Here is a 17,950-nt window from a genome sequence, read left to right on the forward strand (position 1 = left end):
GCCCCACATGACGGTTACTTGAGCTTCTCTTGACCTTCCCCTTCCCCTGGCATGAACGGTTCATCGAAAGAGTGACCCCCATCATGTGATCCCTTCACCGGCCGTACCGCCGCGGGCCGGCGCGCGGACACATGACGTACCGACCACTACATGCATGCGAACCGCATCGCAGGGGGTTATATGAGATCCAACCGCGCCAAGCTGCGCGCTGTGAGCATGGCAGCGACACTGCCGATGGTCGCCGGCGCGCTGGCGCTGGGCATACCCGCGGCGCACGCCGCGGACAGCCCCGCTCGTGACGTACTGAAGGGCACCAAGCCTCTCTGGGCCACGGCCAAGGCGGACAAGGGCGCCACCTCGAACAGCGCCCAGGTCAACGCCCGGGTCTACTTCGCCGGCAAGGACGCCGCCGGGCTCGCCGCCTACGCCAAGGCCGTGTCCGACCCCAGCTCGCCGCTGTACGGCAAGTTCCTGAGCGCCAAGAAGGCACAGGCCCGCTTCGGGGCCACCAAGGCCCAGGTCGCCGCGGTCAAGTCCTGGCTGACGTCGGCCGGCCTGAAGGTCACCGAGGTCACCACGCACTACGTCGCCGTCTCCGGTGACGTGGCCGCCGCCGAGAAGGCCTTCAGCACCCAGCTGCACAACTTCGCCAAGGGCTCCAAGACCTACCGTGCCCCGGCGCAGACCGCGTCGGTGCCGCAGAGCCTGAAGGACGCCGTCCTCACCGTCACCGGCCTGGACAACGCCCCGCACAAGGCGAACCACGACAACACGCTGCCGCCGCCGGACGCCGTGTTCAAGAACGCCGGGCCGTTCTCCTCGTACTACGGCTCGAAGACCGCGAGCACCCTGCCGGACGCGTACGGCCAGAAGATCCCGTACGCGATCAAGGGCTACACCGGCAAGCAGCTGCGCTCCGCCTACGGCGCCGGCAAGTACACCGGCAAGGGCGTGAAGATCGCGATCACCGACGCCTACGCCTCCCCGACCATCGCCTTCGACGCCGGCAAGTACGCGGTGAAGAACGGCGACCAGGCCTGGACGACCGGCCAGCTGCACCAGTCGCTGCCGGCCGACTACACCAGGATCGACGAGTGCAAGGCGGCCGGCTGGTACGGCGAGGAGACCCTCGACGTCGAGGCCGTGCACGCGGTCGCGCCCAACGCCGACGTCACCTACGTCGGTGCGGCCTCCTGCTACGACGACGATCTGCTGGCCTCGCTCAGCAAGGTCGTCGACAACCACCTGGCCGACATCGTCTCCAACTCCTGGGGCGACGTCGAGGCCAACCAGAGCCCGGACCTCGCGGCCGCCTACGACCAGGTCTTCCAGCTGGGCGCGGTGCAGGGCATCGGCTTCTACTTCTCCTCCGGTGACGACGGCGACCAGGTCGCGGCCTCCGGGGTCAAGCAGGTCGACACCCCGGCCAACTCTTCCTGGGTCACCGCGGTCGGCGGCACCTCGCTGGCCGTCGGCAAGGGCGACACGTACCAGTGGGAGACCGGCTGGGGCACCCAGAAGGCGACCCTGGCGGCCGACGGCAAGAGCTGGGCCGGCTTCCCCGGCGCCTTCACCTCGGGCGCGGGCGGCGGCACCAGCAAGAACGTCGCACAGCCGTTCTACCAGAAGGGCGTCGTCCCGGACTCGCTCGCCAAGGCGAACAACGCCTCCGGCAACCGCGTCGTCCCGGACATCTCGGCCATCGCCGACCCCAACACCGGCTTCCTGGTCGGCCAGACCCAGACCTTCCCGGACGGCTCGCAGCAGTACAGCGAGTACCGCATCGGTGGCACCTCGCTCGCCGCTCCGGTGATCGCGGCGGTCCAGGCGCTGGCCCAGGAGGCGCGCGGCGGTCAGGCGATCGGCTTCGCCAACCCGTCCATCTACGCCAAGTACGGCAAGAAGGGCGTCTTCCACGACGTCACGGACAACCCCACGGGCTCCGGCCTGGCGGTCGCCCGCGTGGACTTCGCCAACGGCCTCGACGCCAAGGGCGGCCTGCTGTACTCGGTCCGCTCCCTCGGCAAGGACAGCTCGCTGTCCGCGACGAAGGGCTACGACGACGTGACGGGCGTCGGCTCTCCGGCCGACGGGTACGTCCAGTCGTACGCGAAGAAGCACTGACGCTCACCGAGCGGTAGGGGGCGTGGGGTCCTGAGGGCCTCACGCCCCCTTTTGCGTCTGCTCCACCACCCCGTTCGGCGCGCACCCGAAGTCCCGCCGCGCGCAACGGAGTTGCCCACGAACGCGACCGCCCCTCGACGCCGTCGCACCGGCGAGCGTGCACGTCCTCGGCGCGCCGGAGCACGGCGCCCGCACCCTCGCCGAGCCGACCTCCCCCGACCCGTGCGCGTGGCCCGTCCCGCCGCCCGCCACGGGGACGGAGGAGCCCGGTGGGGGTCGGGGCGGCCTCCGCCGGGCGGGGAGGGGGATCCACGCCGGCGGCGGCCCCTCTAGCACGCCCCGCCTCACCGCGACCGCACCGACACGCGTCGCCGCCGGGTGAGCAGGGGTCAGATGATCACTCTAAAGGCCCAATAGTATTTCAATCTCACCTGTTTTCATATGAGTTGAGCGCCCCCCACCCCCTCGGAGACAGGCGATTCGGGGCCAGGAATGCCCCGATCGGCACACATCGCCGATCTTCGGATGGTGCCGGTATGTCAGATATGCGTACTTTTGATCTCGCGCCGGCTGACGGACCGGCATCTCCGAGATACGAGACAGGAGACGAGATATGAAGCTCGCCCGTTCCAACATGGTCACAGCCGCTGTCGCGGCCGCCGCCGCTCTTGTCGCGACCGGCATCACGTACGCCTCGGCCGCCACTGTCCCGGCGCCCGAGGCGGCCCCGACGGCCGCCGCCGGAGCCCCCCGAGACGGCGGTTCGTCGTCGTCGTCGTCCAACAAGGGCAACAACGAGGAGGGCAAGGGCAACGAGGGTGGCGGCAACGAGGGCGGTGGCGGTGGCGGTCACCGGCGGGAGGGCCGGATCGAGATCAACGAGCGGTCCTACTCCAGCCACCCCGGCGACTGCATCACCGTCGTCAGCGGCCTGGGCGCCAAGACCCTGAACATCCGCAACGAGAGCAACAAGACCGTCGAGGTGTTCCGCGGGGCGGTCTGCGACAACGGCGCCCCCATCGCCACCGTCGGTGCCCACAGCGACAGCTTCGGCGTGCACCCGTGCCCGACCGACGGCATCGACGTCGAGGACGGCGTCGTGGCCAGCTTCCGCGTGGTCCGCCACCACGGCGGCGACGAGGGCGGCGGCGGCGACGAGGACTAGTCCGGAACCGACCGCATGATATGGAGCCCCGGCCCGCCGGTATCGGGCCGGGGCTCCGGTCCCGACCATTGTCCGACAACCGCACGCCGTGCACACCCTGCCTGAGCCTGACGCCAGGCGCCGCAGTCTGGCGTCAGGGCGGCCGTCCCCGCCTTCACCGGCCGACCCTTTCCGGTGATTCCCGCGCGAACGCCCCCCATCGGCGCATGTCCCCCGTGGCGTGGCCGCCGGCTCTCCTCCGGTGTCCACCCACCCCCGAATGGGTGAGATCGACGCCTCGGGGGACGCTTCGCAGTCGGTTCGGGCGCGTGCCACGGCAGCACCATTCGTATCCGCGACTCCGCGGGGTGAGCGAGGTGAGTATGCGCCTGGTGGAGGACGCTAGCGACGACACCTACGTCCTGGACATCCTCGACATCACGTTGACCCCCGCATTGCCCTGGCTCGGGCACCAGGTCCGCTGGGAGATGGACGGCCTCCTCAAGGAAACCGTCGACCTGACCCGGGTCACCTGCAATGTGATCATGAAGTTCGGTCCGGTGAAGATGCTGGACAGAAGCTATCGGTTACCCGATCTGCTGGCGGGCATAGGCGCAAGACTCTCGGGCGATCCGAGACTGCCCCCCGGACCGTGGAAGCAGGCATGGAACCTTCGGATTCCCGAGACGGTGCCGGTGGCGCGGCATCGGATCCGCCTGCGGGCACGGACGGGCAGCGGAAAGAATTTCATGGCCCTGGACATCCCTGTGGACTTCAGTCACAGATTCCGTCCGGCCACGGCAACCGGTAGCAGCGGCTCACCCGTCCTCCGGCTGACACGCTCGCAGATGGAGCGGGCTGCGCGAGGCTGGGGATGGCACGAGCCGCATGACGGATTCGTTCCGAGCGAGTGAGATGAGCAAGGAAGGCCGCAGGGACAGCTGGCGACCGAGGTTGCCGGCCGTCCCTGCGACCTCTGTTCCGGTCCGTTCGCCCTCGGCGGGCGACCGGGTGTCAGTGGTGCAGCGCCCCCGACTCCTCCGGCAGGTGCGAGGTGATCACCCGGCCCGCCGACGGAGTCGTCCGGCGCCGGTCCACGGCGTACGCCACGCTCGCCACGCCCAGACCCAGCACCGCCAGGGCCGCGCCCGCCAGCGCCGGGGAGGTCGTACCGAAACCCGCCGCGAGGGCCAGCCCGCCGATCCAGGCGCCGCCGGCGTTCGCCAGGTTGAAGGCGGCCTGGTTGGCGGAGGAGGCCAGGGAAGGAGCCGCCGACGCCTTCTCCATCACCATCAGCTGGAGCGGGGAGCCGGTGACGAACGCCGCCATGCCCAGCAGGGTCACCGCGAGCGCCGCGCTCCACTCCCCCCGCATGAGGACGGGGAACAGGAGCAGGACCACCGCGAGCGCGGCCAGTCCGCCGAACAGCGTCCCGCGCAGGGAGTGGTCCGCCAGGCGGCCGCCCAGCAGGTTGCCCGCCGTCGCGCCGACGCCGAACAGGGCGAGGAGCAGCGTCACGTTCGTCTCGGCGTAGCCCGCCGCGTCCGTCAGCATCGGGGTGATGTAGCTGTAGGCCGCGAACAGCGCGCCGAAGCCCGCCACCGTCGTACCGAGGGCCAGCCAGACCGGGAGGGAGCGCAGAGCCGCCAGTTCACCGCGCAGGCCCGTCGAGGAGGCGGCGTGCCCCCGGTCGTGCGGGATCAGCAGCGCCAGCGAGGCGATCGCCGCGAGGCCGATCACGCTCACGCCGAGGAACGTCGCCCGCCAGCCGAGGTGCTGGCCCATGAGCGTGGCCACCGGGACGCCCGCGATGTTGGCGACGGTCAGGCCGAGGAACATCAGCGACACCGAGCGGGCCTTGCGCTCCGGCGGGACCATCCCCGTCGCCACGACCGCGCCCACGCCGAAGAAGGCGCCGTGCGGCAGGCCGCTGAGGAAGCGGGCGGCGAGCAGGGAGCCGTTGCCGGGGGCGAGGGCCGACAGGGCGTTGCCGACGACGAACAGTCCCATCAGGGCGATCAGCACCCTGCGGCGCGGCATCCGGGCCGTGAGCGCGGCCAGCAGCGGGGCGCCGATGACGACGCCCAGCGCATACGCCGAGACCAGGTGTCCGGCGGTGGGGATCGAGATGTGCAGGTCGTCCGCGACGTCGGGCAGCAGGCCCATCATCACGAACTCGGTCGTACCTATTCCGAAAGCGCCGACGGCCAGTGCGAGCAGGGCCAGGGGCATGAAGGGCCTGTGCCTTTCGAGGTCAGAGAGCGGAGTTCCGAGCGTTCAAAGTTCAGCAGCGGAACAAAGTCTCTCAGGCCCAGTATTCCCACCGGTTACGACGACGTGTCCAGCTTCACACGGGCGGCCACCGGAAGGTGGTCGCTCCCCGTGCGCGGCAGCGTCCAGGAGCTCTCCGGCTCCACTCCCCTGACCATGATCTGGTCGATCCGCGCCATCGGGAACGACGCCGGCCAGCTGAAGCCGAAGCCACTGCCCGCCGCGCCCTGTGTGGAGCGCATCTGGGAGGTGACCGCGTTGAGCGAGCGGTCGTTCATCGTACCGTTCAGGTCGCCGAGCAGGACCACCTGCTTCAGGGGCTCCTCGGCGATGGCCTCGCCGAGCGCGTCGGCGCTCGTGTCGCGCTGGCGGGCGGTGAAACCGGCCTCCACCTTCACCCGGACCGAGGGCATGTGGGCGACGTACACCGCGATCGGGCCCTTGGGCGTCGTCACCGTGGCGCGCATCGCGCGGTTCCAGCCGAGCCTGATGTCGACGGCCCGGACGTCGGTCAAGGGGTACTTGCTCCACAGGCCGACCGTGCCGACGACCCCGTGGTACTTGTACGTCGACGCGAGCGCCTTCTCGTAGACGGACACGGCGCTGCCGGGAACCTCCTCCAGGGCGAGGACGTCGGCACCGGAGGAGGCCACGGAACGGGCGGTCCCTGCGGGGTCGGGGTTCTCGGCGTTGACGTTGTGGGTCGCCACCATCAGGTCGCCGCCCGAGCCCGACTTGTCGGTGAGCAGCCCGCCGAAAAGATTCAGCCACACGATCGCCGGGAGGAGCACGGCGATCAGGGCGGTCGCCGACTTGCGGATCAGACCGAGGAGCAGCAGCACCGGGATGGCGAAGCCCAGCCAGGGCAGAAACGTCTCGGTGAGGCTGCCGAGGTTGCCCACCCGGTTCGGGATGTGCGAGTGCAGCAGCATCACGAGCGCGAGGAGCAGGGCCAGTACCGCCAAGACGATGCCGCGGCGCCAGATGCGTGGATCGCCGCGCCATCCGGTGAACAGGCGGTGCATCAGGCGCCGAAGCCGGGATCCCGGTCGCTCGGGCCCCGAGCCGCCGCCCACCGTCTCCGTCATGTACGCCTGCTGCGCCATACCGTCTGCCTCACTGCCTGCCGTGCACACCGTCGTTCCCCCGTGTGTTCTTCCGACCCTAGGGGATGATCGGTGCCGATCCCGCCGTCCCATGACGGCCGTACGGAAGACGAGGACGAACGGCATGGGCCGGTGAGTTCCGTCTACCCCCGGGGCAGGCGGGGTCTGTGACGAAATGCGCACATGAGTGCTACGAGGCTGTCGAGCTGACGGGTCGTAGGCCTTCCAGGACCGTGTCGACGATCTGTTCCGCCAGGCCCTCGGGCAGATCGCCGTCCGGGCGCATGATGCTGCGCACGAGCATGGGGCCGACGAACATGTCGTTGGCCAGGTCCAGGTCGACGTCCGGGCGCAGCTCGCCGTTCTCCTGTGCCCGGCGCAGCGCCTCCAGGGTGAGCCGGCGGCGGGGCGCTATCACGGTGTCGTGGTACTCCGCCCAGATCCTCGGACTGTGTTTCATCTGCGCGTACACGTTGTGCAGGATCACCGAGGAGCGGCTGGCCAGACCGCGTCGGCGCAGGGACTCCAGCAGGACGACGAGGTCGTCGCGCAGGGAGGTGCCGGGGAGTTCGGGGTCGGGGGGTTCGGCGGCGCGCAGGACGTCGACGAACAGTTCCTCCTTGCCGCTCCAGCGGCGGTAGATGGTGGCCTTGCCGACACCGGCCGTGCGCGCGACGCGCTCGATGGAGAGTTCGGCGAGCGGTACGCCGTCCTCCAGGAGCTTCATCACGCCTTCCAGGATGGCCCGTTCCACGGCCTCGCTGCGGGGGCGTCCCCGCACGGGCCCGTCCGGGCGCGGTCGGCTTTCGGCAAGGCTCACGTCTATCCGTCCTCTCACTGCGCTGCGGGCATTGTCCCGCAGTCGCCTCGTTCCCCTCCGGAACCCGCGGAACGCGTCACTCCCCGGCCGCGACCAACTCCGTCTCCTTCTCGCCCTGCTGAGGGGCCGGCGTCCTGCCCGGCAGGAACAGGCCCGTCACCACGGCGCCGATCAGCGCGACGCCCACCCCGCACAGCGCGGTGAGGTGCATGGCGTGCAGGAACGCGTCGTTGGCGGGAGCGATCAGGGCCTTGCCCTGGTCACCGAGCCTGCCGGCGATGCCGAGGGTGGCCTCGATGGACTCGGCGGCCTGGTCGCGCAGGGCGGGCGGCAGCATGCCGAGCTTGCCCTCGACGCCGTCGCGGTAGGAGGAGGCGAGCACCGAGCCGAGGACGGCGATGCCGAGCGCGCCGCCGACCTGGCGGAAGGTGTTGCTGAGCGCGGAGGCCGAGCCGGCCTTCTCGCGCGGCAGCGCCTGCATGATGACGACCGAGGTCGGCGTCATGATGTGCGCCATGCCGGTGCCCATGAGGAAGAAGACGACCTCGAGCCGCCACAGGGGCGTGTCTGCCTCGAACGTCGCGAACATGGCCAGCATCGCCGCGATCAGCACCAGGCCGGCGGTGGTGGTGACCTTGTTGCCGAACCGGTCGACGACCAGCCGGGCGCGCGGGGCGAAGATCAGCTGGGCGAGCGCGAGGGGCAGCATCAGCGCCCCGGACTTCAGCGGCGAGTAGCCGCGCACGCTCTGGATGTAGAAGACGCTGAAGAACGTGACGCCCATGAGCGCGAAGAAGACCAGCGCGATGGCGGCCATGGCGGCCGAGAAGACCTTGTTCTTGAAGTAGGTGACATCGAGCGACGGGTGGTCGCTGCGCCGCTCGAAGACGACGAAGCCGACGAGGACGGCGAGACCGCCGAGGACGGCCGCCAGCACCTTCGGGTCGGTGAAGTCGGCCAGCTCGCCGCCCTTGATGATGCCGTAGACGAGCAGGACGAGGCCGACGACGGACAGCAGGACGCCGACGGGGTCGAGGCGGCCGGGCCGCGGGTCGCGGGAGTCGGGCACCAGCCAGGTCATGAGCGCCAGCGCGATGATCACGATCGGCACGTTGACGAAGAAGACCGAGCCCCACCAGAAGTGGTCGAGGAGCGCACCGCCGGTGATCGGGCCGATCGCGATGGCGAGGCCGACCCCGCCGGCCCAGATGCCGATGGCCTTGGGCTGCTCCTCGCGCTCGAAGACGTTCATCAGGACGGCGAGCGTGGCGGGCATGACGAAGGCGGCACCGAGGGCCATCAGGGCGCGGAAGGCGATCAGCTGGCCGGGCGAGCCGGACTCGGCGGCCAGGGCGGAGCCGATGCCGAACACGGCGATGCCGCCGAGCAGCACCTTCTTGCGGCCGAGGCGGTCGCCGACGAGGCCTGCGGTGAACAGCAGGCCGGCGAAGACGAGGGTGTAGGCGTTGATCGCCCACTCGATCTGCCCCTGGGAGGCACCGAGGCCGACGGGCGCCGGGGTGGAGATGGTCTTGATGGCGACGTTCAGGATCGAGTTGTCGAGCACCACGATGAGCAGGCTCAGCATCAGGACGCCGAGGATCGCCCAGCGGCGCCGGTGCACCGCTTCGGGTATCCGGGAGGCAGGGACGGGACTTGTCATGTGTTCGAGCCTACGGCCGTTTCGATACGGAACGGTCTCGTATCTTACTTCTTTACCAACGCCTTACATGGCGCGGTTCCGGCCACGGACGGGGATCACAGGGGGTCCCCCTGGTCCTGACTGGCACGAGGTGCCACCATGGACTCGATCCGGGGACGCCGTCAGGGCGCCTCGAGATGACTGAAGGAGCCGTTGCCATGACGCAGCTTTCGGCTGCCCAAAATGCGCAGAGCGCGCAGCACCAGTCCTCCGACGGCAGCAAGGCGCTGTACGGAGGCAAGAGCAACCGCCGCATCACCGTCCGCGACATCGCCCTCGCCAAGGACCGCGGCGAGAAGTGGCCCATGCTCACCGCCTACGACGCGATGACCGCCTCCGTCTTCGACGAGGCCGGGATCCCCGTGATCCTGGTCGGCGACTCGGCGGGCAACTGCCACCTCGGGTACGAGACGACCGTGCCCGTCACCCTCGACGAGATGACGATGCTGTCGGCGGCCGTCGTCCGCGGCACCCAGCGCGCCCTCGTCGTCGGCGACCTCCCCTTCGGCTCCTACCAGGAGGGCCCGGTGCAGGCGCTGCGCTCGGCGACCCGGCTGGTGAAGGAGGCCGGGGTCGGCGCGGTCAAGCTGGAGGGCGGCGAGCGCTCGCACGAACAGATCCGGCTGCTGGTGGAGTCCGGCATCCCGGTGATGGCGCACATCGGCCTGACCCCGCAGTCCGTCAACGCGATGGGCTACCGCGTGCAGGGGCGCGGCGAGGAGGCGGCGCAGCAGCTGCTGCGCGACGCGAAGGCCGTGCAGGACGCGGGGGCGTTCGCGGTGGTCCTGGAGCTGGTTCCGGCGGAGCTGGCGGCCGAGGTGACGCGGGTGCTGCAGATCCCGACCGTCGGCATCGGCGCGGGTCCCGAGACGGACGCGCAGGTCCTGGTGTGGACGGACATGCTGGGGCTGACGTCCGGCCGGATGCCGAAGTTCGTCAAGCAGTACGCGCGCCTGCGTGAGGTCATGGGCGACGCGGTGAAGGAGTTCGCGCAGGACGTCGTCGGCGGTACGTTCCCGTCGGAGGAGCACTCGGTCCACTGACCGGTGCCACTGAGCCACTGCGGAACACCCGGGCAGCCCGCCGATCTTCCCCCGTCGGCGGGCTGCCGCTCTGCAGGGGCCTGTAGGCGGCTGTAGGCGGCTTGTCGGTGGTTTGTCGGCAGGCCCTGGCACTGTCTCTGCCATGACACGCATCGACAACCCCGCCGGCGCAAGCCACGCCGTGCACGTACGGGGACTGGTCAAGCACTACGGCGAGACCAAGGCGCTGGACGGTGTCGACCTGGACGTGCGCGAGGGCACCGTGATGGGCGTGCTCGGGCCGAACGGCGCCGGCAAGACCACCCTCGTCCGCATCCTGTCCACCCTGATCACTCCCGACGCCGGCCGGGCCACCGTGGCCGGGTACGACGTCGTACGCCAGCCCCGGCAGCTGCGCCGGGTGATAGGTCTGACCGGACAGTACGCCTCCGTGGACGAGAAGCTGCCCGGCTGGGAGAACCTGTACATGATCGGCCGGCTGCTGGACCTGTCCCGCAAGGACGCCCGCGCCCGCGCCGACGAGCTGCTGGAGCGGTTCTCCCTGACGGAGGCGGCCAAGCGGCCCGCCAGCACGTACTCCGGAGGCATGCGCCGGCGGCTGGATCTCGCCGCGTCCCTGATCGGGCGGCCTGCCGTGCTGTACCTGGACGAGCCGACGACCGGTCTCGACCCCCGTACCCGCAACGAGGTGTGGGACGAGGTGCAGAGGATGGTCGGCGACGGCGTCACCGTGCTGCTGACCACCCAGTACATGGAGGAGGCCGAGCAGCTCGCCGACGAGCTGACCGTGGTGGACCGGGGCAAGGTCATCGCCACCGGCGGGATCGAGGAGCTGAAGGCCCGCGTCGGCGGTCGTACGCTGCGGGTGCGGCCCGTCGATCCGCTGCAGCTGCGCCCGCTCGCCGACGTGCTGGACGAGCTGGGCATCACCGGGCTCGCCACCACCACCGTGGACACCGAGTCCGGGACGCTGCTGGTGCCGATCCTCAGCGACGAGCAGCTGACGGCCGTGGTCGGCGCGGTCACCGCGCGCGGCATCACGATCTCCGCCATCACCACCGAACTGCCCAGCCTGGACGAGGTGTTCCTGTCCCTGACCGGCCACCGTGCCAGTGCCCCGCAGGACGCCGAGCCCGCAGACACCCGCGAGGAGGTCGCCGTATGAGCGCCGCAACCGCCACCACTCTCACCGACGCCGACGCACGGATCCCGCTGCGCGGGCATCTGCGGCACACCGGCGCGCTCGTCCGCCGCAATCTGCTCTGGATCCGCCAGGACCCGGAGTCGATGTTCGACGCGCTGTTCATGCCGATCGTCTTCACGCTGCTGTTCGTGTACGTCTTCGGCGGCTCGATCGGGCAGGCGCTCGGCGGCGGCCAGGAGAGATACGTGCAGTACGTCATCCCCGGCATGCTGGCGATGATGAGCATGACCCTCTCGCAGGGCGTGGGCACCGGGTTCAGCCAGGACTTCAACAGCGGGGTCATGGACCGGTTCCGCTCGCTGCCGATCGGGCGCGGGTCCGTGTTGTTCGCGAAGATCGCCGTGGAGCTGGCGCGGATGCTGTTCGCGACGGCCATCCTGATGGTCGTCGCCGTTCTGGTCGGCTTCCACATCCACCACTGGACCGGCCTGTTCGCGACCGTGGGGCTGTCCGCGCTGTTCGCCTCCTCGATCATGTGGGTGTTCCTCACCCTCGGCGTGATGCTGAAGAACGCGCAGTCGGTGCAGGGCGTGGGCTTCCTCGTGCTGTTCCCGCTGCAGTTCGGATCCTCGATCTTCGCTCCGACCAAGTCGATGCCGGGCTGGCTGCAGCACTTCACCGACTACAACCCGCTGTCCACGCTCGCGGACGCGGCCCGGGGGCTCATGGTGGGCGGCCCGGTCGCGCACGATCTGTGGGTGACGGTGATCTGGTCGGTGGGGATCACGGCGATCATGGCGCCGATCGCGATCCACAAGTTCCGTACCAAGACCTGACGTTCGCCCGCGTTCCGCATCGGGATCCGGCGTGCGCGTCACACCAGGGCGGTGGCCTCCGCGAGGGAGAGGCCACCGCCTTCGGCGTACGCGGCGGCGTACTCCCCCGCGCCGAGGGTCTCCCGGATACGGGCCTCGGTGAGATCGTGGAACCGGCGCTCCATGCCGGACAGGATGTGCCCGGTCGGCAGCAGGGCGTCGGAGGCCCCCAGACAGCGGGCGCCGTCCGCGGCGCGGCCGCCGCTCTCGCAGCCGGCCAGGGCCATCGCGGCGACGCCGAGGCAGATCGAGGGCAGCTGCGGGGTGACGGCCTCGGACAGCGGGTCCTCGGCCAGGCGCAGGGCCTTGCGGACGCGGGCCAGGGCCTCCTGCGACCGCCGTTCGAGGGCGTCCAGCCAGGCCTCCTGGGTGAGGATCATCGCGTCGAAGACGACGAAGTGCGCGATCTTGAACTCCTCGCGCAGCAGCCTGAGTTGCTCGCGCGCCTCGCCGATGCGGTCGGTCAGGGCGAGCCAGCAGGCGAGGAAGAGCCGGGCGGCGGGCATCGCCTCGTTGAGGGCGCCGTCCCCGTCCGCGATGACCCGGCGCAGCAGCCGCTCGCCGCGCTCCATCTCGCCCTCCTCCATGAGCACATTGCCGAGCCGGGCGCGCAGGACGGCCATCTGGGCGCGGGCGCCGAGGCGTTCGGCGTACTCGATGGCGGACTGGTAGTCGGCGACCGCGGCCCGATAGGCACCCTTGCGTTCATGGGCCTCGCCGCGGGCGGACAGCGCCTCGGCGGTGCCCCAGGCGTCGCCGAGGCGGCGGTAGATCTCCAGGGACTCGTCGGCGTCGCGGGTGGCGTCGCCCGCCCAGACGCTGCGGTTGGCGAGCACGTTGGCCCGCATCTGCAGGGCGCCGGCCAGCTCCCACTCGTAGCCGGGGGTGTCCCGGCAGGTCCGTACGGTGGCGTCGATGATCGTGCGCAGCCGCTCCATGCCCTCGGTCATCATGACGGCGTAGAACCACAGCGCGCCCGGGGCCCGGCAGGTCTGCGGCAGTCCGGGCTCGTACGCCTCGGCGATGGCCCTGAGCTTGGCCTGCGCCTCGGGGGTCTGCCAGGCCTCCAGCTCGGTCTCCATGCAGGCGAGATGGGCCAGATGGACGCCGCGCCGGGCCTCGGCCAGGACCTCGCCGGTGTAGGGGGGCGGGGTGTCGGTGCAGCGCTGCCGGACCGGGCGGGCCGGGCGGACGGGCGCGGCGAACGGGTCGGGGCCGAGCGCCATGGCCTCATCGCACCAGGTGCGGGTCTCGATGCGCTGGTCGCGCATCTGCCAGAACCACACCAGGGACAGCACCAGGCACAGCGCCTCCTGCTCGTCGCCGAGGGCGACGGCGTGCCGCAGGGCGGTGCGCAGGTTCTCGTACTCCAGCTGGAACCGGTCGATGGCGGTGCGCTGCTCGGCGCCGCGCAGCAACGGGTCGGTGGTGCGGGCCAGTTCGCGGTAGTACGCCAGATGGGCGCGTTCGGCGTCGCCGCGCCGGCCGCTCTCGTCGAGCCGTTCGAAGGCGTACTCGGCGACGGTCTCCAGCAGCCGGTAGCGCATCCCGCCCGCGCCCGAGGGGGCGGCCACCACCAGGGACTTGTCGACCAGGGAACCGAGCGCGTCCAGGGCGACGGGGCCGCAGACGGCCTCGGCGGCGGCCAGGTCGCAGCCGCCGGCGAAGACCGACAGCCGGGCGAGGACGTCCCGTTCCTCCGCGTCCAGCAGCTCCCAGGACCAGTCCACGACGGCCCGCAGGGTCTGCTGGCGGGGCAGTGCGGTGCGGCTGCCGGAGGTGAGCAGCCGGAAGCGGTCGTCGAGCCGGTCGGCTATCTGGCGCGGGGTCAGCATCCGCAGGCGCGCCGCCGCCAGCTCGATGGCGAGGGGCAGCCCGTCGAGTCGCCGGCAGATCTCGGCGCACGCCGCGGGGTCGTCCTCGACCCGGAATCCGGGCCGGGCCGCCGCGCCCCGGTCGGCGAGCAGCCGCAGCGCGACCGGCTCGGGCAGCGGCTCCACCGGCCGCACCAGCTCCCCCGGCACGGCGAGGGGCTCGCGGCTGGTGGCGAGGACGATCAGGCCGGGGCAGCGGGACAGCAGCCGGGCCACCAGTGCGGCGGCGGCCTCCACGACGTGCTCGCAGTTGTCGAGGATGATCAGCATCCGGCGCCGGGCGCAGTGCTCCAGGAGTCGTTCGAGGGGGTCGTCGTGCCGGTCGGCGGCCGCGCGGATGGTCTCGACGCCGGCGCCGTGCAGCACGGTCTCGCGGGCGTCGATCGCGGTGAGCACCGCCTGCGGTACGGCTTCGGGATCGTCCACGGGGGCCAGTTCGGCGAGCCACACCCCGTCCCGGACGGTGTGCCGTACGGCCTCGGCGGCCTCCTGGGACAGCCGGGTCTTGCCCGCGCCGCCGGGCCCGAGCAGGGTGACCAGGCGGGCGGCGGTCAGATCCGCGCCGATGGCCTCGATGTCGGCCTCCCGGCCGACGAAGGAGGTGAGCCGGGCGGGCAGATTGCCCGGCGCCGGTGCGGGCTGTGCCGCGGCCGGGGGCTTCTCGGCCAGCAATTCGGCGTGCAGGGCGCGCAGTTCGGGGCCGGGGTCGGAGCCGAGCCGGTCCGCGAGCAGCCGTCGTACGTCCTCGTAGGCGGCGAGCGCCTGGGCCGGGCGGCCGGTGTCGGCGAGGGCGCGCAGCCGCAGCGTCTGCAGCGGCTCGTCCAGCGGATGCTCGTCGCACAGGGCGGTCAGCTCGGGCAGGCACTGCTCGGCGTGGCCGAGGGCGAGGGCGGCGGTGTGCCGGGCGCGCAGCGCGTCGAGCCGGCGGGTCTCCCAGCGGGCCGCCTCGGCGGTGTGGTCGGGCAGGTCGGCGAGGGCGGGGCCGCGCCACAGGGCGAGCGCGTCGTCGAGGACGGCGGCGGCCTTGGCCGGGTCGCCGTCGGCGAGGGCCGCGAGGCCGTCGCCGGTCAGCCGCTCGAAGCGGGTGAGGTCGATGTCCTCGGGTGCGGCGCTGAGCCGGTAGCCGCCCTCGGCGGAGGCGACGGCGTCGGCACCGAGGGTACGGCGCAGCCGGCCGACGAGGGCCTGCAGCGCCCCGGCGGCGTCGGCGGGCGGTTCGGCGCCCCACACCTCGTCGATGAGCAGGCTCGCGGGCACGGTCCGGCCGGCCCGCAGGGCGAGCACGCCCAGCAGGGTGCGCAGCCGCGCCCCGCCGACCGGGACGGCCGTGCCGTCGGGGCGGAATACCTGGGTGGTGCCGAGCAGCGAAAGACGCACGGGGTCCATTGTCGCCGGAGCGGTCAGCGGGGGTCACCGGGTTTCGGCGGCGTGCCGTCCGCGGCTTCCGTGACCTCCAGGGTGACGAGGGCGCCGACGGCGCGGCGGACCCGGTACGGGACCTGCCGCGGCGGCCGCTCCCCGTCCTCGTGGTCCTCGTGGTCCTCGTCCTCGTACGCCGTGAACCACTTCGGGCAGTCGTCGACGGGCTCCAGGGTGTGTGCGCCGGGGACCGGCTCCAGGGCGCGTCCGGCGGCGCGGAGGGTCACCTTCCCCGGCGCCGTGTCCCGGGGTGCCGCGGTGCGCGGGTCGTGGTGAGCCAGGTACTCCTGGTGCACCAGGTCGACGGAACGCACCCGGCCGGTGGTCCCGTGGTCGGGGCCGCCATGGTTCTCCACCCACGCTCCGGCGCCGTGGTACGCGCCCCGGGCGTCCTTCCCGTCGACGGCGACCAGCTTCCAGACGACCTCGTCGCCCACCGCGAACGGCGTGCCACAGCACTCCATCTGCCAGTCCTCGTAGAACACCCTGATCCGTGCCATCCCCCCAGGGTCCAGGAACCGGACGGCGTGTGCGAGACGTTTCCCCCACGAGTGCGCGGCCGGTACGGTCGCAGCCGGACCGTCCCCGCCCGCACAGGAGCCCGCAGATGACCACCGCCACCACCCGCCGCGGCGAGCGCCGGGTCAGTCCCGTGTTCCTCGGGATCCTGGCCGTGACGGCGGTCACGGGCTGGGCCACCTGGACGGGACACGCGGCGCAGCCCGGCGTCGCCGTGTTCCTGTTCGTGACGGCGGCCTGGATCGTCTCCCTGTGCCTGCACGAGTACGCGCACGCGCGCACCGCCCTGCACAGCGGGGACATCTCGGTCGGCGCGAAGGGCTATCTCACGCTGAACCCGCTGAAGTACACGCACGCGTTGCTGAGCATCGTGCTCCCGGTGCTCTTCCTGATCATGGGCGGGATCGGTCTGCCGGGCGGCGCGGTGTTCATCGAGCGGGGCCGGATCCGGGGGCGCTGGCGGCACAGCCTGGTCTCGGCGGCGGGTCCGCTGACGAACGTCCTGTTCGCGGCGGTGTGCACGGCGCCGTTCTGGCTGCACGCGCTGGACGGCGTGCCCGCCGACTTCCAGTACGCGCTGGCGTTCCTCGCGCTGCTGCAGGTGACGGCGTCGATCCTGAACTTCCTGCCCGTGCCGGGGCTGGACGGCTACGGCGTCATCGAGCCCTGGCTGTCGTACCGGATCAAGCGCCAGGTGGAGCCGTTCGCACCGTTCGGTCTGCTGTTCGTGTTCGCGCTGCTGTGGGTGCCCTCGCTCAACAGCGCGTTCTTCGACCTGATCGACGCCGTCCTGCGCGGCCTCGGCGTCGGCGACTTCCCGCGCTACTGCGGCCAGGAGCTGTACCGCTTCTGGCAGGGCAACCCCGAGATCTGCCAGGTCAATCCGTGACGGATCAGCCGGTGACGGACTTGCCCCGTGCCGCGGCGGCCCGGCCGCGCTTGAGGTAGTACCAGGCCATGTTGGACGTCAGGCCCGCCAGCAGCACCCAGACGACCCCCAGCCAGCTGCCCCGGGCGAAGGAGACGACGGCGGCGGCCACGGCGAGGACGCAGACGACGAGCGCGTAGAGGGCGAGTCGCCGGGGCTGGGCGGACGGGGGAACGGGAGGCATCGGGCTGGGCTCCTTGCGGGGGACACTGCTTCGCCGACCAGTGTCCCCCATGGGGTCACACGTCCGTGACGCGGAGCCCGGCGTGTGCCTTGTAGCGCCGGTTGACCGAGATCAGGTTCGCGACGAGCGACTCCACCTGGTGGGCGCCCCGCAGCCGGCCCGCGAAGACGCCCCGCATGCCGGGGATGCGCCCGGCCAGCGCCTGCACGATCTCCACATCGGCGCGCTCCTCGCCGAGCACCATCACATCGGTGTCGATCTGCTCGATCTCCGGGTTCTGGAGCAGGACGGCCGACAGATGGTGGAAGGCCGCGGTGACCCGGGAGTCCGGCAGCAGGGCGGCGGCCTGCTCGGCGGCGCTGCCCTCCTCGGGCTTGAGCGCGTAGGCGCCCTTCTTGTCGAAGCCGAGCGGGTTGACGCAGTCCACGACGAGCTTGCCGGCCAGTTCGTCGCGCAGCGACTTCAGGGTGTCGCCGTGGCCGTCCCACGGCACGGCGACGATCACGATGTCGCTGCGGCGCGCGGTCTCGGCGTTGTCGGCGCCCTCGACGCCGTGGCCCAGTTCCTGGGCGGCGGCCTGGGCGCGCTCGGCGGCACGGGAGCCGATGATCACCTTCTGGCCGGCCCGGGCGAGCCGGTAGGCGAGGCCCTTGCCCTGCGGTCCGGTGCCGCCGAGCACGCCGACGACGTACCCGGAGACGTCGGGCAGGTCCCAGGGGTCCTTGGCGGGGGCCTTCGCAGGGGTCTGTGCGCTGTCGGTAGAGGTCATGGGCCCGACTCTACGTCCGTGCGGCGGG

Annotated in this window: 15 protein-coding genes; 7 read left to right on the top strand and 8 right to left on the bottom strand. The window is 71.4% G+C overall.

All coding sequences use genetic code 11. The features are described 5' to 3' along the window. Positions 1 to 180 precede the first annotated feature (180 nt). The 3 genes from AQI95_RS15945 (at position 181) to AQI95_RS15955 (ending at position 4,182) form a co-directional block, all read left to right on the top strand. Complete coding sequence (locus tag AQI95_RS15945) at positions 181 to 2,124, top strand: S53 family peptidase (protein ID WP_067123382.1); 1,944 nt, start codon at positions 181 to 183, stop codon at positions 2,122 to 2,124. A gap of 613 nt (positions 2,125 to 2,737) precedes the next feature. Continuing rightward, positions 2,738 to 3,289 carry a hypothetical protein gene (locus tag AQI95_RS15950; protein WP_067123384.1) on the top strand — a complete coding sequence of 184 codons (552 nt, stop codon included), beginning with the start codon at positions 2,738 to 2,740 and terminating at the stop codon, positions 3,287 to 3,289. A 362-nt stretch (positions 3,290 to 3,651) separates the two neighbouring features. Continuing rightward, positions 3,652 to 4,182, top strand: coding sequence for a hypothetical protein (locus AQI95_RS15955; RefSeq protein ID WP_067123386.1), 531 nt, complete (start codon positions 3,652 to 3,654; stop codon positions 4,180 to 4,182). A 100-nt stretch (positions 4,183 to 4,282) separates the two neighbouring features. On the opposite strand, the gene AQI95_RS15960 is transcribed toward AQI95_RS15955, so the two are convergent. From AQI95_RS15960 to AQI95_RS15975, 4 genes are all read right to left on the bottom strand, one after another. After that, positions 4,283 to 5,500, bottom strand: a complete 1,218-nt coding sequence (locus tag AQI95_RS15960) for an MFS transporter (protein ID WP_067123388.1) — start codon at positions 5,498 to 5,500, stop codon at positions 4,283 to 4,285. A 95-nt stretch (positions 5,501 to 5,595) separates the two neighbouring features. Further along, complete coding sequence (locus AQI95_RS15965; RefSeq protein ID WP_067124045.1) at positions 5,596 to 6,564, bottom strand: endonuclease/exonuclease/phosphatase family protein; 969 nt, start codon at positions 6,562 to 6,564, stop codon at positions 5,596 to 5,598. Positions 6,565 to 6,835: 271 nt separating this feature from the next. Beyond that, entirely contained in the window at positions 6,836 to 7,465 is a 630-nt protein-coding gene (locus AQI95_RS15970; RefSeq protein ID WP_208614188.1) for a TetR/AcrR family transcriptional regulator, read from the bottom strand. 76 nt (positions 7,466 to 7,541) lie between these two features. Next, positions 7,542 to 9,128, bottom strand: a complete 1,587-nt coding sequence (locus AQI95_RS15975; RefSeq protein ID WP_208614189.1) for an MFS transporter — start codon at positions 9,126 to 9,128, stop codon at positions 7,542 to 7,544. Between the two features lie 197 nt (positions 9,129 to 9,325). On the opposite strand from AQI95_RS15975, the gene panB reads away from it, so the two are divergent. The 3 genes from panB to AQI95_RS15990 all read left to right on the top strand — a co-directional run bounded on the left by panB (position 9,326) and on the right by AQI95_RS15990 (position 12,190). After that, the gene (panB, locus tag AQI95_RS15980; RefSeq protein WP_067123392.1) at positions 9,326 to 10,210 is read left to right on the top strand and encodes a 3-methyl-2-oxobutanoate hydroxymethyltransferase; all 885 of its coding nucleotides are present in this window, start codon (positions 9,326 to 9,328) and stop codon (positions 10,208 to 10,210) included. Between the two features lie 142 nt (positions 10,211 to 10,352). After that, positions 10,353 to 11,375, top strand: a complete 1,023-nt coding sequence (locus tag AQI95_RS15985) for an ATP-binding cassette domain-containing protein (RefSeq protein WP_067123394.1) — start codon at positions 10,353 to 10,355, stop codon at positions 11,373 to 11,375. Then, the gene (locus AQI95_RS15990; protein ID WP_067123396.1) at positions 11,372 to 12,190 is read left to right on the top strand and encodes an ABC transporter permease; all 819 of its coding nucleotides are present in this window, start codon (positions 11,372 to 11,374) and stop codon (positions 12,188 to 12,190) included. The genes AQI95_RS15985 and AQI95_RS15990 overlap by 4 nt, the downstream gene beginning before the upstream one ends. Before the next feature lie 38 nt (positions 12,191 to 12,228). Here AQI95_RS15990 and AQI95_RS15995 read toward each other — a convergent pair whose 3' ends face one another. Continuing rightward, positions 12,229 to 15,489: an AfsR/SARP family transcriptional regulator gene (locus AQI95_RS15995; protein WP_067123398.1), complete on the bottom strand. Its 3,261-nt coding sequence runs from the start codon at positions 15,487 to 15,489 to the stop codon at positions 12,229 to 12,231. A 14-nt stretch (positions 15,490 to 15,503) separates the two neighbouring features. Continuing rightward, entirely contained in the window at positions 15,504 to 16,022 is a 519-nt protein-coding gene (locus AQI95_RS16000; RefSeq protein ID WP_067123400.1) for a DUF6578 domain-containing protein, read from the bottom strand. A 107-nt stretch (positions 16,023 to 16,129) separates the two neighbouring features. Between AQI95_RS16000 and AQI95_RS16005 the strand changes: the two genes are divergently transcribed. Next, entirely contained in the window at positions 16,130 to 16,930 is an 801-nt protein-coding gene (locus AQI95_RS16005) for a site-2 protease family protein (RefSeq protein ID WP_067123401.1), read from the top strand. A 4-nt stretch (positions 16,931 to 16,934) separates the two neighbouring features. Here the strand turns inward: AQI95_RS16005 and AQI95_RS16010 are convergent, their stop codons facing one another. Then, on the bottom strand, positions 16,935 to 17,204 hold the full coding sequence (locus AQI95_RS16010) for a hypothetical protein (RefSeq protein WP_079071284.1): 270 nt from the start codon (positions 17,202 to 17,204) through the stop codon (positions 16,935 to 16,937). A 4-nt stretch (positions 17,205 to 17,208) separates the two neighbouring features. Beyond that, positions 17,209 to 17,922, bottom strand: coding sequence for an NADPH-dependent F420 reductase (gene npdG, locus AQI95_RS16015; protein ID WP_067123405.1), 714 nt, complete (start codon positions 17,920 to 17,922; stop codon positions 17,209 to 17,211). Positions 17,923 to 17,950: the final 28 nt, after the last annotated feature.

The organism is Streptomyces yokosukanensis (assembly GCF_001514035.1).
In the GTDB taxonomy this organism is placed as follows: Bacteria; Actinomycetota; Actinomycetes; order Streptomycetales; family Streptomycetaceae; genus Streptomyces; species Streptomyces yokosukanensis.